This window comes from Nocardioides sp. NBC_00850, from assembly GCF_045207335.1.
In the GTDB taxonomy this organism is placed as follows: domain Bacteria; phylum Actinomycetota; class Actinomycetes; order Propionibacteriales; family Nocardioidaceae; genus Nocardioides.
On the sequence record NZ_CP108845.1, the window covers coordinates 3,644,204 to 3,665,555 of the forward strand.

General features: G+C 67.0%; 18 protein-coding genes. 11 read left to right on the plus strand and 7 right to left on the minus strand.

The window, feature by feature from the left end; translation table 11 throughout:
* Positions 1–3: 3 nt before the first annotated feature.
* Positions 4–1,623, plus strand: coding sequence for a class I adenylate-forming enzyme family protein (locus OH802_RS17670; RefSeq protein WP_406020569.1), 1,620 nt, complete (start codon positions 4–6; stop codon positions 1,621–1,623).
* Positions 1,616–2,410 carry an enoyl-CoA hydratase/isomerase family protein gene (locus OH802_RS17675; RefSeq protein ID WP_406020571.1) on the plus strand — a complete coding sequence of 265 codons (795 nt, stop codon included), beginning with the start codon at positions 1,616–1,618 and terminating at the stop codon, positions 2,408–2,410. Before OH802_RS17670 ends, OH802_RS17675 begins: the two co-directional genes overlap by 8 nt.
* A 92-nt stretch (positions 2,411–2,502) precedes the next feature.
* On the opposite strand, the gene OH802_RS17680 is transcribed toward OH802_RS17675, so the two are convergent.
* From OH802_RS17680 to OH802_RS17700, 5 genes are all read right to left on the minus strand, one after another.
* Positions 2,503–3,246, minus strand: a complete 744-nt coding sequence (locus OH802_RS17680) for an SDR family oxidoreductase (protein WP_406020573.1) — start codon at positions 3,244–3,246, stop codon at positions 2,503–2,505.
* 46 nt (positions 3,247–3,292) lie between these two features.
* Positions 3,293–5,815 (minus strand): ATP-binding cassette domain-containing protein, encoded by a 2,523-nt coding sequence (locus OH802_RS17685; protein WP_406020575.1) that lies wholly within the window; start codon positions 5,813–5,815, stop codon positions 3,293–3,295.
* 67 nt (positions 5,816–5,882) lie between these two features.
* Entirely contained in the window at positions 5,883–7,133 is a 1,251-nt protein-coding gene (locus OH802_RS17690) for a substrate-binding domain-containing protein (RefSeq protein ID WP_406020577.1), read from the minus strand.
* A 10-nt stretch (positions 7,134–7,143) separates the two neighbouring features.
* On the minus strand, positions 7,144–8,292 hold the full coding sequence (locus tag OH802_RS17695; RefSeq protein ID WP_406029339.1) for an ABC transporter permease: 1,149 nt from the start codon (positions 8,290–8,292) through the stop codon (positions 7,144–7,146).
* A gap of 359 nt (positions 8,293–8,651) precedes the next feature.
* A complete protein-coding gene (locus OH802_RS17700) occupies positions 8,652–10,127 on the minus strand; it encodes a 3-hydroxyacyl-CoA dehydrogenase (protein ID WP_406020579.1) in 1,476 nt (491 codons plus the stop codon).
* Between the two features lie 152 nt (positions 10,128–10,279).
* Between OH802_RS17700 and OH802_RS17705 the strand changes: the two genes are divergently transcribed.
* From OH802_RS17705 to OH802_RS17735, 7 genes are all read left to right on the plus strand, one after another.
* A complete protein-coding gene (locus OH802_RS17705) occupies positions 10,280–11,050 on the plus strand; it encodes an enoyl-CoA hydratase-related protein (RefSeq protein ID WP_406020581.1) in 771 nt (256 codons plus the stop codon).
* Positions 11,047–11,982 carry an acyl-CoA dehydrogenase family protein gene (locus tag OH802_RS17710; protein ID WP_406020583.1) on the plus strand — a complete coding sequence of 312 codons (936 nt, stop codon included), beginning with the start codon at positions 11,047–11,049 and terminating at the stop codon, positions 11,980–11,982. The genes OH802_RS17705 and OH802_RS17710 overlap by 4 nt, the downstream gene beginning before the upstream one ends.
* Positions 11,983–12,055: 73 nt before the next feature.
* The gene (locus OH802_RS17715; protein WP_406020585.1) at positions 12,056–13,261 is read left to right on the plus strand and encodes a CaiB/BaiF CoA transferase family protein; all 1,206 of its coding nucleotides are present in this window, start codon (positions 12,056–12,058) and stop codon (positions 13,259–13,261) included.
* Positions 13,249–14,028: an enoyl-CoA hydratase/isomerase family protein gene (locus tag OH802_RS17720; RefSeq protein WP_406020587.1), complete on the plus strand. Its 780-nt coding sequence runs from the start codon at positions 13,249–13,251 to the stop codon at positions 14,026–14,028. Before OH802_RS17715 ends, OH802_RS17720 begins: the two co-directional genes overlap by 13 nt.
* Positions 14,025–15,203 (plus strand): acyl-CoA dehydrogenase family protein, encoded by a 1,179-nt coding sequence (locus OH802_RS17725; RefSeq protein ID WP_406020588.1) that lies wholly within the window; start codon positions 14,025–14,027, stop codon positions 15,201–15,203. Before OH802_RS17720 ends, OH802_RS17725 begins: the two co-directional genes overlap by 4 nt.
* Positions 15,200–16,411 (plus strand): CoA transferase, encoded by a 1,212-nt coding sequence (locus OH802_RS17730; protein ID WP_406020590.1) that lies wholly within the window; start codon positions 15,200–15,202, stop codon positions 16,409–16,411. The genes OH802_RS17725 and OH802_RS17730 overlap by 4 nt, the downstream gene beginning before the upstream one ends.
* A gap of 61 nt (positions 16,412–16,472) precedes the next feature.
* Positions 16,473–17,711, plus strand: coding sequence for an MFS transporter (locus tag OH802_RS17735; RefSeq protein WP_406020592.1), 1,239 nt, complete (start codon positions 16,473–16,475; stop codon positions 17,709–17,711).
* 19 nt (positions 17,712–17,730) lie between these two features.
* On the opposite strand, the gene OH802_RS17740 is transcribed toward OH802_RS17735, so the two are convergent.
* Positions 17,731–18,453 carry a FadR/GntR family transcriptional regulator gene (locus tag OH802_RS17740; protein ID WP_357357375.1) on the minus strand — a complete coding sequence of 241 codons (723 nt, stop codon included), beginning with the start codon at positions 18,451–18,453 and terminating at the stop codon, positions 17,731–17,733.
* Positions 18,454–18,863: 410 nt separating this feature from the next.
* On the opposite strand from OH802_RS17740, the gene OH802_RS17745 reads away from it, so the two are divergent.
* Together OH802_RS17745 and OH802_RS17750 are read left to right on the plus strand one after the other, a co-directional pair.
* Positions 18,864–19,643, plus strand: coding sequence for an acyl dehydratase (locus OH802_RS17745; RefSeq protein ID WP_406020595.1), 780 nt, complete (start codon positions 18,864–18,866; stop codon positions 19,641–19,643).
* Entirely contained in the window at positions 19,640–20,491 is an 852-nt protein-coding gene (locus OH802_RS17750; RefSeq protein ID WP_406020596.1) for an HpcH/HpaI aldolase/citrate lyase family protein, read from the plus strand. The genes OH802_RS17745 and OH802_RS17750 overlap by 4 nt, the downstream gene beginning before the upstream one ends.
* Here the strand turns inward: OH802_RS17750 and OH802_RS17755 are convergent, their stop codons facing one another.
* Positions 20,492–21,256 (minus strand): helix-turn-helix transcriptional regulator, encoded by a 765-nt coding sequence (locus OH802_RS17755; protein WP_406020598.1) that lies wholly within the window; start codon positions 21,254–21,256, stop codon positions 20,492–20,494.
* Positions 21,257–21,352: the final 96 nt, after the last annotated feature.

A 21,352-nucleotide genomic window follows, 5' to 3' on the forward strand; every position in this document is an offset into this window, starting at 1 on the left:
GCGATGGCCGTGAACTCCGCCTCGGTCGCCCAGACCGTCGTCCAGCTGATGAGCCAGGTGGAGCGCAGACCGGCGCAGCACTTGGCCGTGGAAGACGCCGCCGGCGAGCGTCGCTACACGATCGCTCAGCTGAGTGATGCGTCCAACCGCCTCGCCAATGCCTTCATCGGGCTGGGCCTTCGCCCCGGGGACCGGGTGGCGTACGCCGCCCAGAACCACGTCGAGTACGTCGTGCTGGAGTTCGCTCTCCTGAAGGCCGGCCTCGTCAAGGTCCCGCTGAACCACCGCTTCGCACCGCACGAGCTCGCTCGATGCATCGAGCTGGCGGAGGTCCGGCTCGTCGTCGCCGACGATGCCTCGGCTACGGCGCTCGACGAGGTGCTCGTCGACGGCGAGGTGCTCAAGTCGATCATCGGCTCCCGCGACGGCTGGCTCTCGTTCGCCGACTTGGTGGCGGGCGGCTCCGGTGCGCGGGTGCAGGTGGCGACCGGCCCGGACGACCTGTACCACATCCGGTTCAGCTCCGGATCGACCGGCCGCCCCAAGGGCATCCCGATCTCCCACCGTGGCGCGCGGGCGGCCATGCTCGGCAACACCTGGGTGATGTGCTCCAGCGGCCCGGTCGCCGCTCCCCGCACGCTGCAGGTCGCCCCGTTGGTCTATGCGGGAGGCTGGAGCGTACTTCCGACGCTCGTGTGCGGTGGCACCAACGTGATCATGGAGCGCTTCGACGCAGACGAGATGCTCCGCGTCATCGCGGAGCGCGGCATCACCTGGATTTTCGCGGTTCCCACGATGCTCCGCCGGCTGAGCACCTCGCCAGAGCTGCCGAGGCTGCGGGGCTCGGCACTCTCGTGCCTGATGCTCGCCGGTGAGCCGGCTGCCCTCCCCGCACTCGAGGTCGTCAGCGAGCACACCGATGCCATGGTGCAGTGCTGGGGACAGACCGAGGCACCGGCTTCGACCACCCTGCTCTCGAAGCCGGAGATGCGCAGCCGCGAGCTCTGGTCCTCGATCGGCCGGCCCGTGCCGGGCGTGGAGTTCTCCGTCCTCAAGGACGGGGTGGTGCTGGAGCGGCCCGAGCCGGGGGAGGACGGCGAGCTCGTCATCCGTACCCCGAGCGTGGCGCCGACCCTGCTCGGCGGTGAAGCGGAGCATCGCGAGCGCCTTCTGGACGACGGCTGGTGGCGCACCTCGGACCTCGGCCACATCGACGACGCCGGCAGGATCTACATCGTGGGCCGCGCCAGCGAGACCATCATCACCGGAGGTACGAACATCCAGCCGGTGGAGATCGAGCGAGCCTTCGAGTCGCACGACGACGTACGCGAAGCGGTGGTCGTCGGCGTACCCGACCAGCGATGGGGAGAGACGCCCGCCGCGTACGTTCACGTCTCGGCCCTCACGGCGAACACGGCCCAAGAGCTGGATGGCTGGGTCAAGGACCGGGTGGCCGGCTTCAAGCGTCCAGGGCATGTCTACCTGTCGGCGGACCCGATACCTCGAGCCTCCGGCGAGTCGAAGATCGCTCGGGGTGACATCAAGAAGCTCGTGCGCGGATGGGTCGAGGACCCGGCGTGCCTACCGAAGAACGTGACGAAAGTGGTGAGGACGCGTGGATGACATCGTCGTCAGCTCGGCTGATGGGTGTGGCACTGTCAGGATCAACCGTCCCGACCGAGGCAACTCGGTCACGCCCGACGTCGTGCGCCGGATGGGGGAGGCTGTTCAGGAGCTCGCGGATACCGACGGCGTAGGTGCCGTCGTGCTCACCGGGACCGGGCGCGTCTTCTGCGCGGGTGCTGACGTCCGCGAGATGTACGACGTCTACACGGCCGACGGTCCGGACGCGTTGATGGACTATCTCGCCGACATCTGGATGCCGGCGGTCCAGGTGACGGTGCGCCAGCTCTGGAACGCTCCGCTTCCGGTGATCGCTGCCTACAACGGGGCGGCAACCGCGGGCGGTCTGGACTTCGGGCTCGCCTGTGACCTCCGCATTGCGGCGTCCACGGCGAAGTTCGCCGAGAGCTACGTCAACCTCGGGATGGTCCCCGTTGCCGGCGGTGCGTACCTCCTCCCACCTCTGATAGGTCTCGCGCCGGCGTCCCGGATGATCGCCAGCGGCGCCTTCATCACCGCGGACGAGGCGCTCGAGCTCGGAATGGTCAGTGAGGTGTGCTCGGTCGACGACCTCGACCGACGTGCCCGCGAGGTCGCGACCGAGATGATGCACGGCCCGGTCGCGACCTATGCACGGGCCAAGCGGGTCGCGCGCGCCGCGGCGACCGTCGAGCTGGAGGCGGCGCTCCAGGAGAGCCTTGCTGCCAACATCGACCTGATCGCGCGGCCCGAGGTACGCAAGGGCATCCTCGCGGTCATGGAGAGGTACAGCCAGTCTCCAAGTTGAGCCGATGTGCGCTGCTGGCAGCGCGGGGGCCTTCAACCAAATGGCGTGTGGCCTACCTCCACCGGAGGTAGGCCACACGCCATTTGTCATGTCTACATGCCGGCGTCGACCTGGATGTTCTGGCCGGTGATCAGGTCCGACTGGGAGGTCGACAGGAACACCGCGAGGTTGGCGATGTCGACCGGCTCGATGCGCCGCTTGATGCTCTGGTTCTCCAACACCCACTCGTGGTACTCGTCGCGCTTGTCCCCACGCTGGGTGAACTCGGCGTCGGAGAGTACGGCGCCCGGCGAGATGCCGTTGACGTTGATCAGGTGCTCGCCCAGCTCGCGAGCCATGCCCTTGATCAGTCCGTACATCGCGCCCTTCGACGCGATGTACGGGACGTAACCCTCCCAACGCCCGGTCAGTGTCAGTGAGGTGATGTTGACGATCTTGCCGTAGTTCTTGGCCTTCATGTGCTTCGCGCAGGCGCGTGAGAGGACGAATACGGCAGAGGAGTTCACCCGAACCTGATCCTCGTACTCCTGGATGGAGAACTCCTCGTGAGGCTTGAAGATCACCAGGGCTGCGTTGTTGATTAGTACGTCGATCCCGCCGACCTCGTCAGCCAGCTCCGTGGCCGTTTTCTCGAGCTCCTGCAGATCGCCGAGATCGCAGCCCACGAAGCGAACGTCCGGGGCGATGGCGTCCAGGATCTTCTGAGCGTCGGGCGCATCGGGACGGTCGAGCGCGATGATCTTGGCGCCCTCCTCGGCATAGCGGGCGACCAGGGCTTGCCCGATGGTGCCCAGCGCGCCGGTGATGAGGACGGACTTGTTGCTGAGTGCTGGCATGTTGTCTCCTTGTTGAATAGGTGATCGAGGTTGAGTCGACGGTCCGTCAGCGAGTCTTGGTGCGGATCCTCGCCAAGGACGTGTAGGCGGCGATGGCGACGAGCAGGATGAGCCCGTAGAGGATCTGCCGCCAGGCGTCGGGAATGTTGAGCAGTGGGGTCACGTTGTCGAGGGTCGCCAGGAACAGGGCTCCGAGCATGGCGCCGATGAAGGATCCGCGACCGCCGGTGAGCACGGCACCGCCCAAGAAGACGGCGGCGAAGCATGGGAGCGTGTAACCGGCGCCGACGGAGTTGGAGCCCATGCCTGTCTGAGCGGCCAGGAACACGCCTCCGATCACTGCTCCGAGGGTGCAGGTCATCAGTGCGCCGGTCTGGATCCAGGCCACCCGCTCGCCCAGACGGAAGGCGGACTCGCCGTCGTACCCGACTGCCCGCAGCGCCAGCCCGCGCCCTCGCCGGTAGAGCCAGTACTCCATACCGATGGTGAGCGCGACGAGCGCGATGAAGGCGTACGGGATGTAGCCGAGTCCGTGCACGACCCCGGCGACGAACTCAGGAGCGATCACGCCACCGGGTTCGGGCCTGAGCAGGATGGCGATCCCCTGAACGATGCCCATCGACGCGACGGTGGCCACGATCGCGGGAACTTTCAGTACGACGATCAGCAGGCTGTTGAACCCGCCCACCGCGATGACGACGCCGGCCAGCGCCAGGGCAGTTGTGAGGACGGAACCGGACGAGAGGTCGGGCAGTGTCATCGACACGATGACGACGGTCAGGCTCATCACCGACCCGATCGAGAGATCGAAGAGTCTGGAGAGCATGTTGAACTGCTGTCCCAGCGCGACGAAGGCGAGCGGCAGTGAGAGGAGGAGAAGGTTGGAGAGGTTGAACGTGGTCCAGAAGAACTCCGACCGGCTCTGGGCGTAGAAAGCGAGGATGGTGATCAGCAGCAGCAGAACCGGTGTGGAGACGTGCGCGATGCCCCGCTCCAGGAGGCGACGCCACCTGCTGCCACGCGCCGTGTCGGTGGCACCCCGTGCCTCTGCCGCGTCCGTGGCGCTGACGAAGCTGTGTACGATCTCGCTCTCGGTGGTGGGCTGGCTCAGCTCCGTGACCACGGAGCCACGCGACATCACATAGACGCGGTCACACAGACCTTCGAGCTCGGCGGAGTCGGAGGAGTTGATGAGCACTCCGATCCCGTCGTCGGCCGCGGCGCTCAGGACTCGGTAGATGTCCAGGCGGGCCCGCGCGTCGACGCCTTGGGTCGGTTCATCGACGATCAGCACCTTCGGGTTCTTCAACGACGGGCGTGCCAGGACGGTCTTCTGCTGGTTTCCCCCGGACAGGGAGCTGATCGGCTGGAACGGGGATGCGGACACGATGCCGAGGTCCCGACTGGCCTTCGCGAAGGCCGGACGCCGCCGCCCCAGCAGAGAGGTTCCCGCCGGTCCAGCCTCTGGCCCCAGCTGAGCGGTTGCGTTGTCCATGACACTCACCGGGGCGAAGATCGACTCGGCGGCCCGGTCGCCGCTCTGAAGGCTGATCCCGGCGGCCAGTGCAGTTCCGGGTGTGACCCGATGCAGGCTTCTTCCGTTGACCGCGACGGTGCCGCCTTGCCGATCGATGCCGATGATCCCGCGGAGCAGCGCCCGTTGCCCGTTGCCCTCGGCGCCTGCAACTCCGACGATCTCGCCGGCACGCACCTGGAGGGACACCGGCCCGAACTCGTGGCCGCGAAGCTCACGTACCTCCAACCGTAGGTCGGTGCTGGTGGGCGTCGCACGCTTGGGGAACTCGAGCTCGGTCGGGGCACCGACCATCAGTTCGACGATGTCGGCCACCTCCCAGTCCTTGGAGCTGAAGGTGCCTTGGCGTACGCCGTCGCGAATCACCGTGAGCCGGTCCGCCAGACGACGAACCTCGGCCAGACGGTGACTGACGAAGACCACTGCGGTGCCCGCGTCACACGCCCGCTTGACCAACTCCTCGAGATGAGCAGCCAGACGCATGTCGAGGGCGGCCGTGGGCTCGTCCAGCATGAGCACGCCCGGCTCGGTGACCATGGCTCGTGCGACCTCGAGCAGCTGGCGTGCCCCAGGGCCGAGGCGTGATACCAGATCGGTCTGCTTGAACGGGAGGTCGAACCGGGCCAAGGTCGCGTCCAGGTCGGCCGGCTTCCTCATGCCGATGGCATTCAGCGAGAGACTGATGTTGTCCGCGACGCTCAGGTCCGCGATGAGCGCGGTGTCCTGGTAGGCCGTTGCCAGACCCAGCTGACGGGAGCGTTTGACGCCGCCGCCGGTGAACCGCTGGCCACCGATCGTGACGGTTCCGCTGTCGGGCGTGAGGACCCCCGAGGCGACCTTGATCAGCGTGGACTTCCCGGACCCGTTCTCGCCCACCAACGCGTGCACCTCACCAGGAGCGCAGTCGAAGTCGACCTCCGAGAGGGCTCGGACGCCGGGAAAGGTCTTGGTGACGCCGCGGAGGCATACGCCTTCATGCGTTGGTGACTCGGGTGGAAGCGCTGTCTCGTGCTCCAAGGAAATGGTGTTGTCCATCAGAAACCTTCCGGATTGGGCCGAGGTCCCGGGCGACGTCTGCCGCCCGGGACCCGCTGCGGGAGTGTCAGGACCCGGCCGCCAGGACCGAGGCCGCCGTCTCGGGGCCGAACAGGGTCGGGACCGGAGCGTTAGCCGGCATCTTCGGGTCGAATGACGGAAGGATCTCGTCGGCATCGACCATCGGGTACGGGATGGAGATGTCATGTCCGACGTCCTCGCCGAGCACCTTCATGATGCCGGCGGTCAGCCCTGCCCGGCCGTACCAGACCCTGCTGTTCGCGATCATCGCCTTGGCGTCGATGCCGTCAGCCTGCGCGTCACGCAGCTGCCCCAGGTAGGAGTAGTTGATGGCGTCGGAGATCATCAGCGGAGGCGTCTCGCCGGCCTTGAGGAACGGGGCGGAGAAGTACTCCATCGTGTAGTCGTACGCCACCGCTGCCGGCTTGGTCCCCGATGCGTGCAGCGCGTTGCCCTCCTGGGTCATGCCCTGGGGGGTCCACTGGGTGAAGCCCTCGTTGACCTTCTTCCAGTCGGCCGACTCGAGACCCTTGACGAGACAGGGCTGCCACTCGGCGGCGCTCGCATTGCCGGGGATTCCCGTGTAGAGGCCGTATCCCGAGGGCTCGGGAATGAGGTCAGTCACCTGCTTCGCACCGTCGGTGTAGGCGGCGCAGAGGTCGGAGGTGGCCTGGACGTCGACGAGCTCGGCGACCTCCTTGGGAAGGTTCGTCTCCGCTTGAACCACGGTGATCCCGGCCGCCTTCGCCTGTCTCACCGCAGGGGCGATGGCAGCGCCGAAGATCGAGTCCATCACGATCACGTCAGGTTGCTGGGCCACCAGGCTCTTGAAGTTGGCGAGCCAGCTCGCGGTGTCGGTGCCGAGGCTGTAGATGATCTTGGCCACGTCGGGGGAGGCGATGGCCTGGGCAGTGAGCTCGGCACGGAACGTCTGTCGCCATGGGTTGATGTTGTCGTTCGGGAAGGCGACCGTCAGGGAGCCGCGTCCGGTCTCGCACACGTTCTTCGACAGACACTCCTGGAGCTGCTTCTCCATGTCGGGAGTCCACTCCTGAGCAGCGACCTTCATGGTCTCCTGGATTGCCGGATCGAGGTCGTCCAGCGGGATGTCCTGAAGGAAGGCGCGCTGGATGACAGAGGTGACTGCCTCATCGCTCACCTCCACTACGGCCATCTCGGCACGTGGCTCGTTACTGCCGCCCCCGGTCGAGCTGGGACCACAGGCCGCGAGGGTCCCGGCCAGCGTGGTGGCGAGTGCGACGACGCCGAGTCTCGTCCATCTCCGTCGGAGGCGCATACCGCCTCGCCTAGTCGTTGTCATTTCTGTCTCCATTCAGGGATGAGGTCGAGATTGCTTGCTCGTCCGCCCGAGCGCGGGGGAGTGGATCGTGGTGGTCCGAGGCAGGATTCGAGGATCGACGGCCGCCGAGACGTAGGCCTCGGCTGAGACCGGATGCGCTGTACTGCCCCATCGTGATGGCGCCCACGGCGAGGACCAGTACGAAGCCTTGAACCATGACGCGTGAGCCGGCGCCCAGGCCGAGTAGCGCCAAGAACTGGTCGAGCAGCTGAAGGAACACGGCGGCGCTGACGACGCTGGCGACGTTGGCAGGGCCGCCACCGAACATCGCACCCGCGATTCCCACGACGGTGATCGTGGCCAGTTGATAGACGGCGCCGGACTGCACGTCAGGTGTCCCGAGGTACCCGGCGAGGAGGACGCCGGCGATGCCGTAGAGCAGGCCGGCCAGCGCGAAGGTTCCGAGCTCGGTCCGCACGACCGAGATGCCCAGCACGCGCGCGGCGCGTCGGTTCGACCCGACGAACGCGATGCGCTGGCCGAATCGGGTCTTGCCCAACATCAAGGTGAGCAGCACCGCGATGACGAGCGCATAGACAAAGATCGCACTGACCATGCCGAGGGCGGGTTGGGCGAATGAGGTCAAAGCCTCGGGCGCGCGGCCGGTCACCGACAGTGAGACGCCGGTCCAGAGCCGGATGGCCCCGGTGATGATCCCGAACGTGGCCAGGGTCACGATCAGCGGGTTGAGTCGCAACACGCTGATCAGGACACCGTTCAGCAGACTCAGCAGCACCGGTACGAGGACGGCGGCGGCGATGACCAACGGGATGTTGGCGTTCTCGCCGCCGTAGTGGACGACCACTCCCGCTGCCACCGACACGATCGCTCCGACCGAGAGATCGAGCGCGCCGACCATGATGACGAGCATCTGGCCCAGGGCGGCGACGACGAGTACGCCGGCCAAGGCCGTGACTAGCTCGACGGAAGGGCCGCTCAACGCCCGCGGCGTGACCGGCACGATGACGACCAGCAGCACGACCAGGGCGGCCCAGCTCGCGCGGTATCGCGCCGGCCAACGGTACTTGAGATCGGTGATACGGCTGGCGTTACGCCCTTGCCTGTCCACCCCTGATGACTGTGTCGTGGCGCTCATCACGCGCCCCGTACCTCATGCATAGCAACCCTGCTCTCCAGCCGAAGGTCCCGACGCCTGCGCCAATTGTTTGACTTTATGACGAGTGTCACATCACATTCCTACTAGTGAAACATTAAGCAGTCAAGGGATTGATGTGACTTACTTCATACGAGGTAGTCCGCCGAGGCCTGTGCCAGACGATGCTCAGGGAGGGCACCTGTTCGGGGGCGAAGGGTTGGCCGTCGCTTGCAGCAGGTCGCCTGGTGGGTTGCGATGCGAGGTGTCGTGGTGTTCGAGGGGTCGTCTGAAATGCGAGAAGGGTCGGACCCGCTCCGGCAACTACCAGAGTGGGTCCGACCCGCGATTCCTGGACGCTGTCAGGAGGTCGCGGCACTCCGTAGCAGGCGGTTCGCCCGGTAGCGGGTGTCGTGATAGGTCGACCACAGCTGGTCGAGCAGCTCGAGGACCGTGCTCGGTCCCCAGTCCCGCGTCCAGGCGAACGGGCCGACCGGATAGTTGGTCCCAAGTTCCATGGCGACATCGATGTCGTCCGGCGTCGCGACCCCGTGGAGCGCGGTCTCCCAGGCCTCGTTGGCGATGACCGCGAGCGTGCGGGCCACGACGAGGCCCGGCACGTCGTCGACCTCGTAGACGTCGACCCCTGCTGCCGCGAGGAGACCCGCGACGCCGGTGAGAGTCTCCGGGTGGGACGTGGCGGCTGCGATCGAGGTTGCGGCTCCGGCGTCGATGCACCGGTCGATGACGACGACGGGTGCTCCGTCACGAGCCGCGGATTCCTGGTGGGCGGTCAGCCCGCGGGTCACGACGACCACGATCCCATCGTTCGGAAGGGTCGCCGATGGACTGGCGCCGTCGGAGTCGCTGATGTGATCGACGTCGACCGCGCTGCGCGAGAGCAATGTCGAGAGTTGCGCGCAGTCGCCGGTGAGTATGACCTTGTCGGGGGTCCCGCTCGCAGGCACGGCCACGGGCTTGCCCGGCTGGGTGTCATCGACGTAAGAGTAGAAACCGTGGCCGCGCTTGCGGCCGTAGTGGCCGGCGGCCACGAGCTCGTCCTGGATGCGGGATGGCTCGAATCGCGGATCGAAGTTGAAGGCCGTCCAGACCGATCGAGTCACCGCGGCGTTCACGTCGTTGCCGATGAGGTCCATCAGTTCGAACGGCCCCATGCGGAAACCGGCGCCACGCATGACCTCATCGACGGTTGCTGGAGACGACACCTGCTCCTCGACGAGTCGCAGCGCCTCGCCGTAGAAGCCACGAGCGACTCGGTTGACGATGAACCCCGGGGCGGACTTCACGCGCGCGACCTGCTTCCCCCAGGAAGTGGCGAGGTCCGCGATCTGGTCGGCAATCGCCGGATCGGTCTGGACTCCGGACACGACCTCGACCAGCTTCATCACCGGCACGGGATTGAAGAAGTGCATGCCGACCACGCGCTCCGGTACCGGGGTGCCGGCGGCGATGGCGGTGACCGAGAGCGACGATGTGTTGGTCGCGAGGATGCAACCGTGGCCGAAGTGCGCCGCTGCATCCTGGAATACGGCGGTCTTGACGTCCAGTGACTCCAGCACTGCCTCGATCACCAGCGTGTCCGAGTCTGGAGGGGTGGCGTCGATGGAGGTGAAGGTTCCGAGGTGCTCGCCCAATGCGGCGGCAAGTTCGGGCCGGCGTCGCGCCAGTCGTTTCGAGATCTCATGTCGTGCTGCGTGGAGTTGATCCTCCTGGGGGTCGACCAAGCTGACGCGATGCCCGGCAGCCAGGGCGACCTGGGCGATTCCACGCCCCATCGTTCCGGCACCGACCACGCAGATCGGGATGGTTGTCGTCATGCTCTCGCTCCTCGCCGTGGCGCTCGCTGATCTCCGGTTGAGCTCTGCTCGGGTGCTTGCCCGTATGTGTAAGACAATGTACGTTGTTGTCAACTAATTGCCAATCGGAATGGTTCGCCACGACGGTCGGCCCGAGTGTTGATGGAGAGCGGATGAACTACGAAGACATCGTCGTCACTGTCGAGGACGGAGTGGCGACGATCGTGATCAACCGGCCCGAGAACGCGAACAAGCTCCGGTTCCAGACGGCGCGTGAGCTTCTTGATGCGTTCCGCATGGTCCGGGAGACGCCAACGATCGATGTCGCCGTCCTGACTGGCGCAGGGGAGAAGTTCTTCTGCATCGGCGGGGAGCACGAGGAGCTGGAGTCGCTCGACTACTCCAGCGTCATGCCGGTGATCGATCTCTACGAGTTCATCGACACCATGCCGAAGCCGGTGATCGCCGCGGTCAACGGGTTTGCGGTCGGCGGCGGCAACGTCCTGCACGTCGTCTGCGACCTGACAGTCGCAGCACCGCACGCGGTGTTCCGGCAGGTTGGCCCGATGGTCGGCAGCTTCGACGCCGGCTACGGCACGTGGTATCTCGAGGAGACGATCGGCCGGCGCCGAGCGAAGGAGATGTGGTACCTCAACCGCAAATACTCCGCTGATCAGGCTCTCACCATGGGCCTGGTGAACGATATCGCCGACGACCCGGTCGCCCATGCGCTGGAGCTCGCGCAGACGCTGCGCCTTCGTGGGCCGTTCGCGTTGAGCGCGCTGAAGACGGCGTTCTCCGGGCGTCACACGGGAGTGGCGGGCCAGGCTCGCCTCGCCCACGACCTGCTGCTCACGGCGTACCGGAGCACCCAGGAGGCCGATGAGATGTCGAAGTCGTTCGAGGAGCGTCGCGAGCCCGACCGGTCGAGGTTCAACCAGTGAGCTCGTCCAGCAGTGAACTCGACAGCTTCCTGGACGTCGTCGCGAAGGTGGCTGCCTCGGTGGCCGACGCGCCGGGTCCGCTTGCCGACTCCCGCAACGCGCTGGCCGGTGCCGGCCTGCTGGACCTCGGACGCGACACAGCTGATGAGCCCGATGCCCTTCACTGGCTGACTCACACCGTCCGAGTCGCCGCCGAGTCGTCGCCGTCACTGGCGTACGTTCTGGCCGCCCGCTACGCCGCTGATCTGGTTCACGGCTCAGCCGGCGAGGCATCTGAACCCGCGTTCGCACTGGCAGTGGCGACGTCAGCGCCGGTCGTTCCCACGGCGCTCGGGCCGCGGCATGTGGTGGTGCTCGACGCCGATGCCGGAGAGGCCAGAACGATGGCCTGGGAGGACGTGGCCGACTCTGCCGACGCATCGCCGCGAACCGGCCTACGACTCGCTGGGCTGGTCACGTTGAATGTTCCCGAAGCCGCCGCTGGGGAACCACTGGCCGCCCCGGAGGCACTGGGGCACTGGGACCTGCTCACCAGCGCAGTCCTCATCGGGACTGCCCACCGAGCGGTTCGCGAAGCCGAGACCTACGTCATGGAACGGCACCAGTTCGGTGTGCCGATCGGTTCGTTCGCGGGCCTACGTGCCCTCGTTGCCGACATGGATCTCAAGGTCAAGGGCGCCAGGGCCCTCTTGGACGCCGCCCTCGACCGCGGATCGACCGAGACCGTGTCGGCTACGGCGGGTCGGGCAGCGGTCGAGACCTGCGTCGCGGCCATCCAGGCACATGGAGGTTACGGCTACATCGATGAGTATCCGCTCGCCGAACTTCTGCGCGACGCGATCAGCGTCCAGGCACGGGCGGGCGGGCGCCGGCTGCACATCGCTCGCGTCGCCGCGCGCGCCTTGGGCCCTCGCGACGGGTCGCCGTCATGACCGCGGGCCATCAGTGGCCTCACCTCGAGCACGCGTGGCGCTGCTCGACCGAGAACCGAAGGACGGACAAGACATGAACACAGGCACGGGACCACTCGACGGGGTGCGTGTCGTCGACATCGCCTCCTCGTACGCAGCGCCGACCATGTCCATGTACCTCGGTGACATGGGGGCCGACGTCGTCAAGATCGAGCCGCCGCGAGGCGATGACGCGCGCGGCTGGGGACCGCCGTTCCTCAACGGGGAGGCGGCATGGTTCCTGTCCGTCAACCGGAACAAACGCAGTCTGTGCGTCGACATCCGCGATGAAGAGGGTCGCGAGGTGCTGTTCAAGCTCCTCGAGACCGCGGACGTGTTCGTGGAGAACCTCAACCCGGCAAAGCTCGAGAAGCACGGTCTCGGCCTCGACGAGCTTCGACGTCGCTTCCCCCATCTGGTGATCTGCGCGTTCTCAGGCTTCGGACTGGACGGTCCGGACGCCGCGCTCCCTGGATATGACCTGATCGCCCAGGCTCGCTCCGGACTCATGAGCGTGACCGGCGTGGACGGCGTCCCGCAGCGAGTCAGCACGGCGCTCTCCGACGTAGCAGCCGGCACTGTCGCGGCCTTCGCCGTGGCCGCCGCTCTGGTGCGCCAGCAGCGGACCGGAGTCGGCGAGATCGTCGATGTCTCGTTGCTGGAAGCAGACCTCGCCTTCATGTCTCCGCGCGTGGCGAGCTTCCTCGCCGGCGACCCCGAGCCGAGCCCGTGTGCCGGCACCGACTCAGTCGTGGCGATCTACCAGTCCATGCGCACCGCGGACCGCCCGATCGTCGTCGCGATCGGCAATGACCGTCACTGGCAACGATCGTGTGCCGCGCTCGGCCTCGCCCACCTCGCGGAGCGCGAGGATCTGGCCACGAATGCGGGACGACGGGCCAAGCGGGAGGAAGTGGTCGGTGCGTTCCAGGAGCGTTTCGAGACGATGCCCTCAGACGAGGCGTTGAAGGTCCTCCAAGACGTGGGCGTGCCATGTGCCCCGATCAAGTCCCTCTCGGAGGTGGTCTCCGATCCGCAGGTGCAGGCGCGTCGGTCGATCGTCGACTACGAGCACCCCGTGGCAGGTGTGTTCCGAGGCGTCGGGGCGCCGTGGCGGCTCTCCACCGATCCCGAGGATCGTCAAGCTCGACTCCCTGCCCCGATGCGCGGTGAGCACGGTCGCGACATTCTGAATGACATCGGCCTCGCGAGCGAGGACATCGCACGGTTGAAGGAGAGCCAGGTCGTATGGGTGCCCTGATCGACATCACACAGGACGGACGAGTGCTCACGCTCGAGCTCAACCGTCCGAAGCAGATGAATGCCCTCAACTCGGAGGTGCTGCGGCTCCTCCTCGGCGCGTTCGAGGACATCCAGGACGACTCCTCGGTGGGGTGCGTCGTGATCCGCGGGGCGGGAGAGCGTGCCTTCAGTGCCGGGGCTGATCTCGAGGAGATCCGGGGCCTCCGCGTAGAGGACGCGCAAGCATTCATCCAGACAGGTCATCGAACGATGTCAGCGATCGCGTCGTCCTCCGTCCCGGTGATCGCGGAGGTCGACGGATTCGCACTGGGCGGCGGATTCGAGATGATGCTTGCGTGCCACCTCGTGATCGCTTCGGACCGTAGCCGGTTCGGACTCCCCGAGGCGCGGATCGGCTGCATTCCTGGCTTCGGGGGCACCCAGCGTCTGGTTGCCTCGGTCGGAAAGCCGGCCGCCATGCATCTCATGCTGAGTGGAGAGCCCATCGAGGCGGACCGCGCCTGGCAGATCGGGCTGCTTTCGCTGCCTCCTCTCGACCCGGCCGAACTGCCGCAGGAGACAGGACGTCTGGCGTCTCTGATCGCTTCCGGCAGCCGGACCGGTCTTGCCAACATCCTCGAAGCGGCACGGCCTGCCTTCGCCCCGGCCGCATTGGCGCAGGAGGCTGCCCTGGCTGCGATCTCCATCGCGTCTCGTGACGGACAGGAAGGCATCACGTCCTTCGCTGAGCGCCGCGACCCCGACTTCCACAAGGAGAAGCCATGAACACGCCATGGGCCACGGTTGACGCAGAGGTGATCGAGCGCGTCGACGAGGTGATCGCGCGAACGATCCGTCCTATGGCCGCTGAGGTCGACGGTGCTTCGGTCTTCCCTGCCGACGCTGTGGCTGATCTGGCGGCTTCGGGGCTGGGCGTGATGCTCATGCCGGCTGAGCTGGGCGGCACCGCCACGAGCAGCGCGACCTACGCCGAGGCGATGATGCGCATCGCCGCCGAATGCGGCGCGACATCGACGGTCTACATGACCCAGATGCACTGCGCGCATCCGATCCATCTGCAGGGCAGCAAACCGCAGATCGAGAGCTGGCTGCCGCGGATCTGCGATGGGTCGGCGGTCGGCGCCATCGCGCTGACGGAGCCCAGCGCGGGGTCCGACGTCGGAGCGATGAGAACGGTTGCTCGACGGGACGGCGACGCGTACGTGGTCAATGGGGAGAAGACATTCATCTCCAACGGAGACCGGGCCGATGTCATCGTGCTGTTCGCGACGGTGGACCCGGCCCAGGGCAAGCGCGGCGTGACGGCATTCCTCCTGGAGACGGCGGGCCTCGAGGGGTTCGAGGCCGGGCCGCCGATGAAGAAGCTCGGACAGAAGGGTGCATCGACGGTCACGCTGGCCTTTCAGGACTGCCGCATCCCGGCGAGTGCACGAATGGGCGCCGAGGGGGAGGGCTACCCACTTCTGCTCCGATCCGTGGTCAGATCACGGATCAGCGCTGCGGCGCAGGGAGTCGGGTTCGCCACCGGTGCCTTCGATGCCACCGTCGCCTGGGCGGCCGAGCGCGACATGCTCTCGTCTCGCACCGCCGCGGCCCAGGACCTTCAGTTCGAGCTTGCGAGGCTACGCGGTGAGATCACCGCGGCGAGGGCCATGCTGCTCTCCGTCTGCGACCTGGTCGACGCCAGGGGCGACGACGAGCCGGTGGCCGAGGTCTCGCTGGTCAAGCTGCACTGCACGGCTCTCGGAACGACGGTGGCGGCCGCGTGTGTCGAGCTGCTCGGTCCCGACGGCGACCTGGTCGCAGCCGGTGCTGAGCGGAGGCTGCGCGACGCCAAGATCGCCGAGATCTATGACGGGACCAACCAGATCCAGAGCATGCTGGTCGCTCGGGACATCAGACAGTCCGTGACCGCCACCGCGGCCCCAAGGGCGACGTGACGGGAACGAGCGCGGCGCCGTTGAGGGGCGTACGGGTCGTCGAGGCCGCCACCTTCGTAGCAGGTCCCTTCGCCGGCATGGTGATGAGCCAGCTGGGGGCGGACGTCATTCGTGTCGATCCGCCGGGCGGCGGCAGCGACTTCGGGCGGTGGCCGCTGGCCGCAACCGGTGCCAGCCTGTTCTGGGCGAACCTGAACCGGGCCAAGCGGTCCGTCACGATCGATCATCGCCAACCCGAGGGACGTGAGCTGCTCCTCGAGCTCATCTGTGCCCCGGGCCCGGCCGGAGGCGTGTTCGTCGACAACATGGTCGGCGGCCGGAGAATCAAGCACGAGGACCTCGCCGCCCGCCGCTCCGACGTCATCCACGTCCACATCGAGGGACGCCGTGACGGCAAGCCCGCAGTCGACTACTCGATCAACGCCGAGGTCGGCGTGCCGCTGATGACCGGCCCGAGCGACGCCGCCGTCCCGATCAACCATGTGCTGCCGGCGTGGGACCTGGTGACCGGGATGCTGGCGACCACGGCGGTGTCGGCCGCGTTGCTCCAGCGAGATCGCACCGGAGAGGGATCCTACGTCGAAGTGGCCCTTGCCGACGTAGCGCTCGCTGGCGTCGCCGGGATGGGCTGGGTGGCAGAGGCCGGGGAGAGTGGATCGGCCCGGGATCGCATGGGCAACCACATGTTCGGCTCCTTCGGGGTCGACTTCGAGACCTCCGACAGACGCCGGGTCATGGTGGTCGCGCTGACGGAGGGGCAGTGGAAGTCGCTGCGGAAGGTGACCGGTACCGAGGCGGTCTTCGAGGCGCTGGAGAACACGGTTGGTGCCGACCTGGACAACGAGGGTGACCGGTTCCGGCTCCGCGAGACGATCGCGTCGATCCTGCGCCCGTGGTTCGCCTCGCGTGACTACGCGACCGTCAAGGGGCTGCTCGACGAGGCCAAGGTGCTGTGGAGTCCCTATCGCGACATGGCCGAGGTGGTCGAGACAGAGCTCAGCGATCCCGCGTCGATCATCGAGGAGATCGAGCAACCCGGGGTTGGTCCGATGCTCAGTGCAGCGTCTCCCTGGCGCTGGGGTGGCGAGCAGACGAGGCCGACCCCTGCGCCTTCGATGTCGGCCGATACGGACGACGTCCTGAGCGAGTTGCTGGGGCTGTCTCAGCGCGACCTGGGCCGACTGCGCGACGCACGGATCATCGGCTGACTACTTCGAGAAGACAGGGGACTGATCCCGCAGTGAGGGTCGAGACGACGAGAACGCCGGTATGAGCGGCTGGTTTCCACGGCTGCTGGTGGTGACGGCGACCACCATGATCGTCGTCTTCATGCTGCGCCCCCTGCTCACCTACCAGGCGCTAGCGGTCGGAGCCTCGACCGCGCAGCTGGGACTGGTGGTCGCGTCGTTCTCCGTCGTCTCGCTGGCGGCATCGATCCCGATCGGACGGGGCATCGACCGGCGGGGCGAGCGCGGCTATCTCCTTGTGGGCGCCGCTCTCATCGCACTGACCGTGCTGTTGCTGGCCGCTGCCTCCGACCTGTGGGTCATCGTCGTCGGTAGCGCCGCGCTCGGTCTCGGCCAGCTCCTGGCGATGATCGCCTGCCAGACGATCATCGCCAACGGCCGCGACGAGGTGAGGCGGGACGCTCGCTTCGCCACCTTCACCCTCGTCACCTCCTCGACCCAGTTCGCCGCGCCGGCCATCGCCGGCTTCCTGATCGCTGACAGCGTCGGACGCGAAAGTGGCTCGGGGATGAACCTGACCGGGGTCTATCTCCTGATCGCCACCGTTGCGTTCGTCGGAGTGGTGGCTGCGGGCACACTCTTGTGGCGTCCTGGCGCGTTGTCGGTTCGGCCCCAGCACTTCGGCAAGGCGGCTCCCGGAGCAATCCGTGAGGTGGTCGGCGAGCGAAGCGTCGTCGTTGCGCTCATCGTGGGCTTCGCGGTGCTCTCAGCCGCGGATCTACTCGTCGCGTTCATGCCTGCCTACGGCGAGGAACACGGCGTGGCACCGGAGATCGTGGGCATGCTGATCGCAGCCCACGGTCTCGCCTCCGTGGTCGTGCGCATCTTCCTGATGCCGTTGCTACGTCGACACACCAGGCGCGCGCTGCTCACAGTGTGCTTGGTCGTGGCCGCGCTCAGCCTCGCGTGGGTACCGTTTGTCACGTGGATGCCTGGGTTGTTCCTGCTCATGCTCCTGAGCGGAGCAGGGATCGGCCTCTGCCAACCGATCGCGATCGGCTGGGTGGCGGGTGCGGTGAGGCCGGAGGTGCGCGGCACCGCGATGAGCGTGCGGATGGCCGGCAACCGCCTGGGGCAGACCCTGGTCCCGCTCGGGGTGGCCGCGCTGGCCGGCGCCGCAGGTGTGGCCGCAGCGTTCGTCGGGCCGGCCGTGCTTCTCCTCGGGGCTGGTGGGCTGGTCTTCTGGGCCCGCGCCGAGGAGAACCAGAACTTCGTGTCTGACGAACCCGCGGCGCCCCCTGATGAGCGACGAGACGGATAGGACCGCCGATGTCGGGTGCTCAGTGAGGCAACGAGTACTGAAGTACGAAGTCGAGGTGCTCACGCATGGCCTCACCGCTGCGTTCGGGATCGCCCGACTCGATGGCGGCGACGATCTCGATGTGCTGCCGCACCGTCTTCTGAGCGACCTCAGGGGTCACGTCGAGGAACTGCGCCGGGTGGGTGGCATCGTGGACGGAGGCGATGAACGCGGCCAGCAAGCGGTTGCCGGATGCGTAGCCGATTGCGGTGTGGAATCGGAGGTCGTACTCGGGGATGTCGGGGTCGTCGATCGTGGTGGACTTCTGCTGCGCGACCACGGCCTTCATCGCGGCCAGGTCGGCATCGCTTCGGTTCTTGGCAGCCTGCTCGGCAGCCGGGATCTCCAGGACGCGACGCACCTGAGTGATCTCCGCGATGTCGAGGGCTCCTATCCGGACGATGGTGTCCATCGACTCGCTCAACATCTGACTCAGCGAGTCGGGGGTGACCGTGTTGACGAAGCTCCCGCCGGCGACGCCCGGGATCTTGCGGATCAGGCCAGAGCTGACGAGCGCACCGAGTGCTTCACGAACCGTCGGTCGACTCACCCCGAACTGTGAAGCCAGCTCGGTCTCAGGCGGGAGCTTCGCCCCCTGGGCAAAGTGCCCGTCGAGGATCGCATCGCGAAGCTGCTGCTCGACCTGGTCCCGTGGCCGCATGACCTGTCGTGCCTTGAATTCCTTGCTGTTCGCTGATGCCATCCCGTTCCCCTGTCCCTCGACAACTTGCCTCTGCGGCCTGTCTGCCGCCGAGACAATTGTCCTACATTCTGTCCTCGTCAGTCCTGTGTGGGGCTGTGTCGAGGTCCATATCTCGGAGATTCCCCCGATTAGGTGAATATTACTGCACCATTGGAACAGTCTGACAATGTTCAACGTGGTCGAGGAGGAGCCTAGTGCGCGAAATACGCCGGACGACGGCGAGGAGCCCGTACTTCGACGAGCTGGAGGTCGGCCAAGAGTTCGTGACGGCACCGCCGGTCACGTTGACTTCGGGTCTCCAGGCGACGCATGGCGCCATCGTCGGGAATCGGGTCCGAGTGGCCTCGGACCACCACTGGGCCACCGAAGTCGCTGGAGCGCCTGTCGCGGGTCCGGCACTCGTGTGGGACGTGTCGATCGGTCAGTCGACGGTGGCCACACAGCACGTCCGAGCCAATCTCTTCTACCGCGGCCTGTGGTTCTCGAGGCAGCCTCGGATCGGCGAGACACTGCACACGACGACCACGGTTGAGGCCCTGCGAGAGAACTCACGCCGACAGGACCGTGAGCCTACCGGCCTCGCGGTCCTCCGGATCACGACCGTCGACCAGCTTCAGCGGACCATCCTGGACTATCGGCGGTGCGCGATGCTGTTGTTGTCGCCTGGGGCTGGGCCGACCGGTCGCGACGACGAGATCGCAGTCCCTCAGTCCCGTCCCGACGCCGCCGGTCTCTTCGAGTCCGTCGCCGACTGGGACCTCGGTGCACTCACTGGAATGCCCAGTACGTCCGTACACGCTGGCCAGCGCTTCGACGTGCTGGGAGGGGACGTGGTCTCGAGCGCCCCGGAGCTCGCCCGGCTCACCGGAAACCTGGCCCGGGTCCACCACGACGCCGGTGCCGCCGGCGGAGCCCGCCTGGTATACGGCGGCCACACGATCGGTCTCGCCTTCCATCATGTCTGTCAGGCACTGCCCGACATCGTCACCGTCGCCGGGTGGCACGCCTGCGACCACCTCGCTCCAGTGCATGAAGGTGATGTCCTCACCTCGTCGCTGACAGTCGAAACGGTCGATTCCCACCCATCGGGCATCTCCGCCCTGGGCCTCCAGGTCACGACGTCGCGGATGGCAGCCGGTGGAGAAGAGGAAGCGGTCCTCTCCTGGAGTCCGGTGGTGATCGTCGCATGAATGCCCAGCCCCTCATCGAGTCGGCACGGACCTTCCTGTTCGTCCCGGCGACGCGGCCCGAACGTTTCGTCCGCGCTCACGAGTCCGGTGCCGACGTCGTGATCCTCGACCTCGAGGACGCGGTTGCGCCGGACGAGAAGCAGGCGGCGCTGGACGCGGCACTGCGCTGGCTCACCGGCGTCGATCAGCGGCCGACGACCATGGTCCGAATCAACGGGTCGGACACCGCGTGGCACGGCGCCGAGGTGGCGGCACTGGCCGGCACCGGTGCGCCGCTGCTGCTGCCGAAGGCGGAGTCGGCCGAGCAGGTCGAGGATCTACATGCCCGAGCGGGCCGCGCACCGGTGGTCCCGCTCATCGAGACCCCGGGAGGCGTGGTCGAGGCGACGTCGGTCGCCGGTGCGGCCGGAGTGGTGCGTCTGGCACTCGGCCACCTGGACCTGGCGGCGGTGCTGGGAGTCGATCCCGACTCCTATGAGGCATTCCGATGTACGCGGTCACAGCTCGTGCTGGCCAGTGCGTATGCGGGGCTTCCTGCGCCGGTGGACGGAGTCACCACTGCGCTCGACGATGAGGAGCGGCTCACTCGCGACGTACAACATGCGGTGACGCTGGGTTTCGGCGGCAAGCTCTGCATCCACCCGCGGCAGGTGGGCGTCGTGCACGACGCGCTCCGTCCGGCGGACGACGAGGTCGCCTGGGCCAGGCGAGTGGTCGGTGCCGCGGCGGGCGGGGGAGCGGTCAGCCTCGATGGTCGGATGGTCGACCCGCCGGTGGTCGCGCGGGCGCACAGAGTTCTCCTGCGGGCGCGTGTCGACCCGGACACTGGTGTTGGGTCCGGTTGCTGACTATGCGAGTGGGCTCTGCTGGTTGATCACGAGCTGCGACAGCCGTGACAGGCCCGCCGATGAAGCCGAGCCGGGCTCGGCGGCGTAGGTCACCATGGTGAGCCCGGGGTCGGCTGCGATGTTCATTGCCTCGAGGGCGAGCAACAGCGTGCCGACGTCGGGGTGTTCGATGAGCGTGGTCTCGGCAGGGGATTCTCGGACATTGTGTGCCGCCCAGAGTCTCCGGAACGTATCGCTACCTTCGGCGAGCCGATCGATGAGTTGGTTGACACCCTCGTCGTCGGGGTTGCGGCCGAGCTCTGCTCGCAACAGCGCCATCATTCCTTGCGCCACTGCGGACCATTCTGGAAAGAACACTGGCGCCCGCTCGTCCAGGAAGCAGAAGACCGCCAGGTTCGGCGGCTCGTCGGCGCGGTCGAATGCCGGCGCGTACAAGACGCGGCCCATGGCGTTCGAGACCAGAACGTCCAACTTGGCGTTGCGTACGTAGGCGGGACACGGGCTCATCGCGTCGAGCATCCAGGTGAGCGCCGGCCGTACGACGACGCTCTCTGCGTGTGACTGTCGATCTGCTGTCTCTCCCCTGGCGGCGCGGGCCAGGTCGTGGAGATGGGCGCGCTCTGCCGGGTCGAGCTGGAGTGCTCGTGCGATCGCGTCGAGAACCGGTGCGGAGGCCGTCTTGAGGCGCCCCTTCTCGAGTCGTGTGTAGTAGTCGACGCTGATTCCGGCGAGGAGCGCCACCTCCTCGCGTCGGAGTCCGGACACCCTTCGACGGGTGCTCGTGGCGTTCAGGCCGCTGCTCTGCAGACTCAATCGGGCACGCCGGCTCTGCAGGAACTCTCTGGCTTCGGTCCGCAGGTC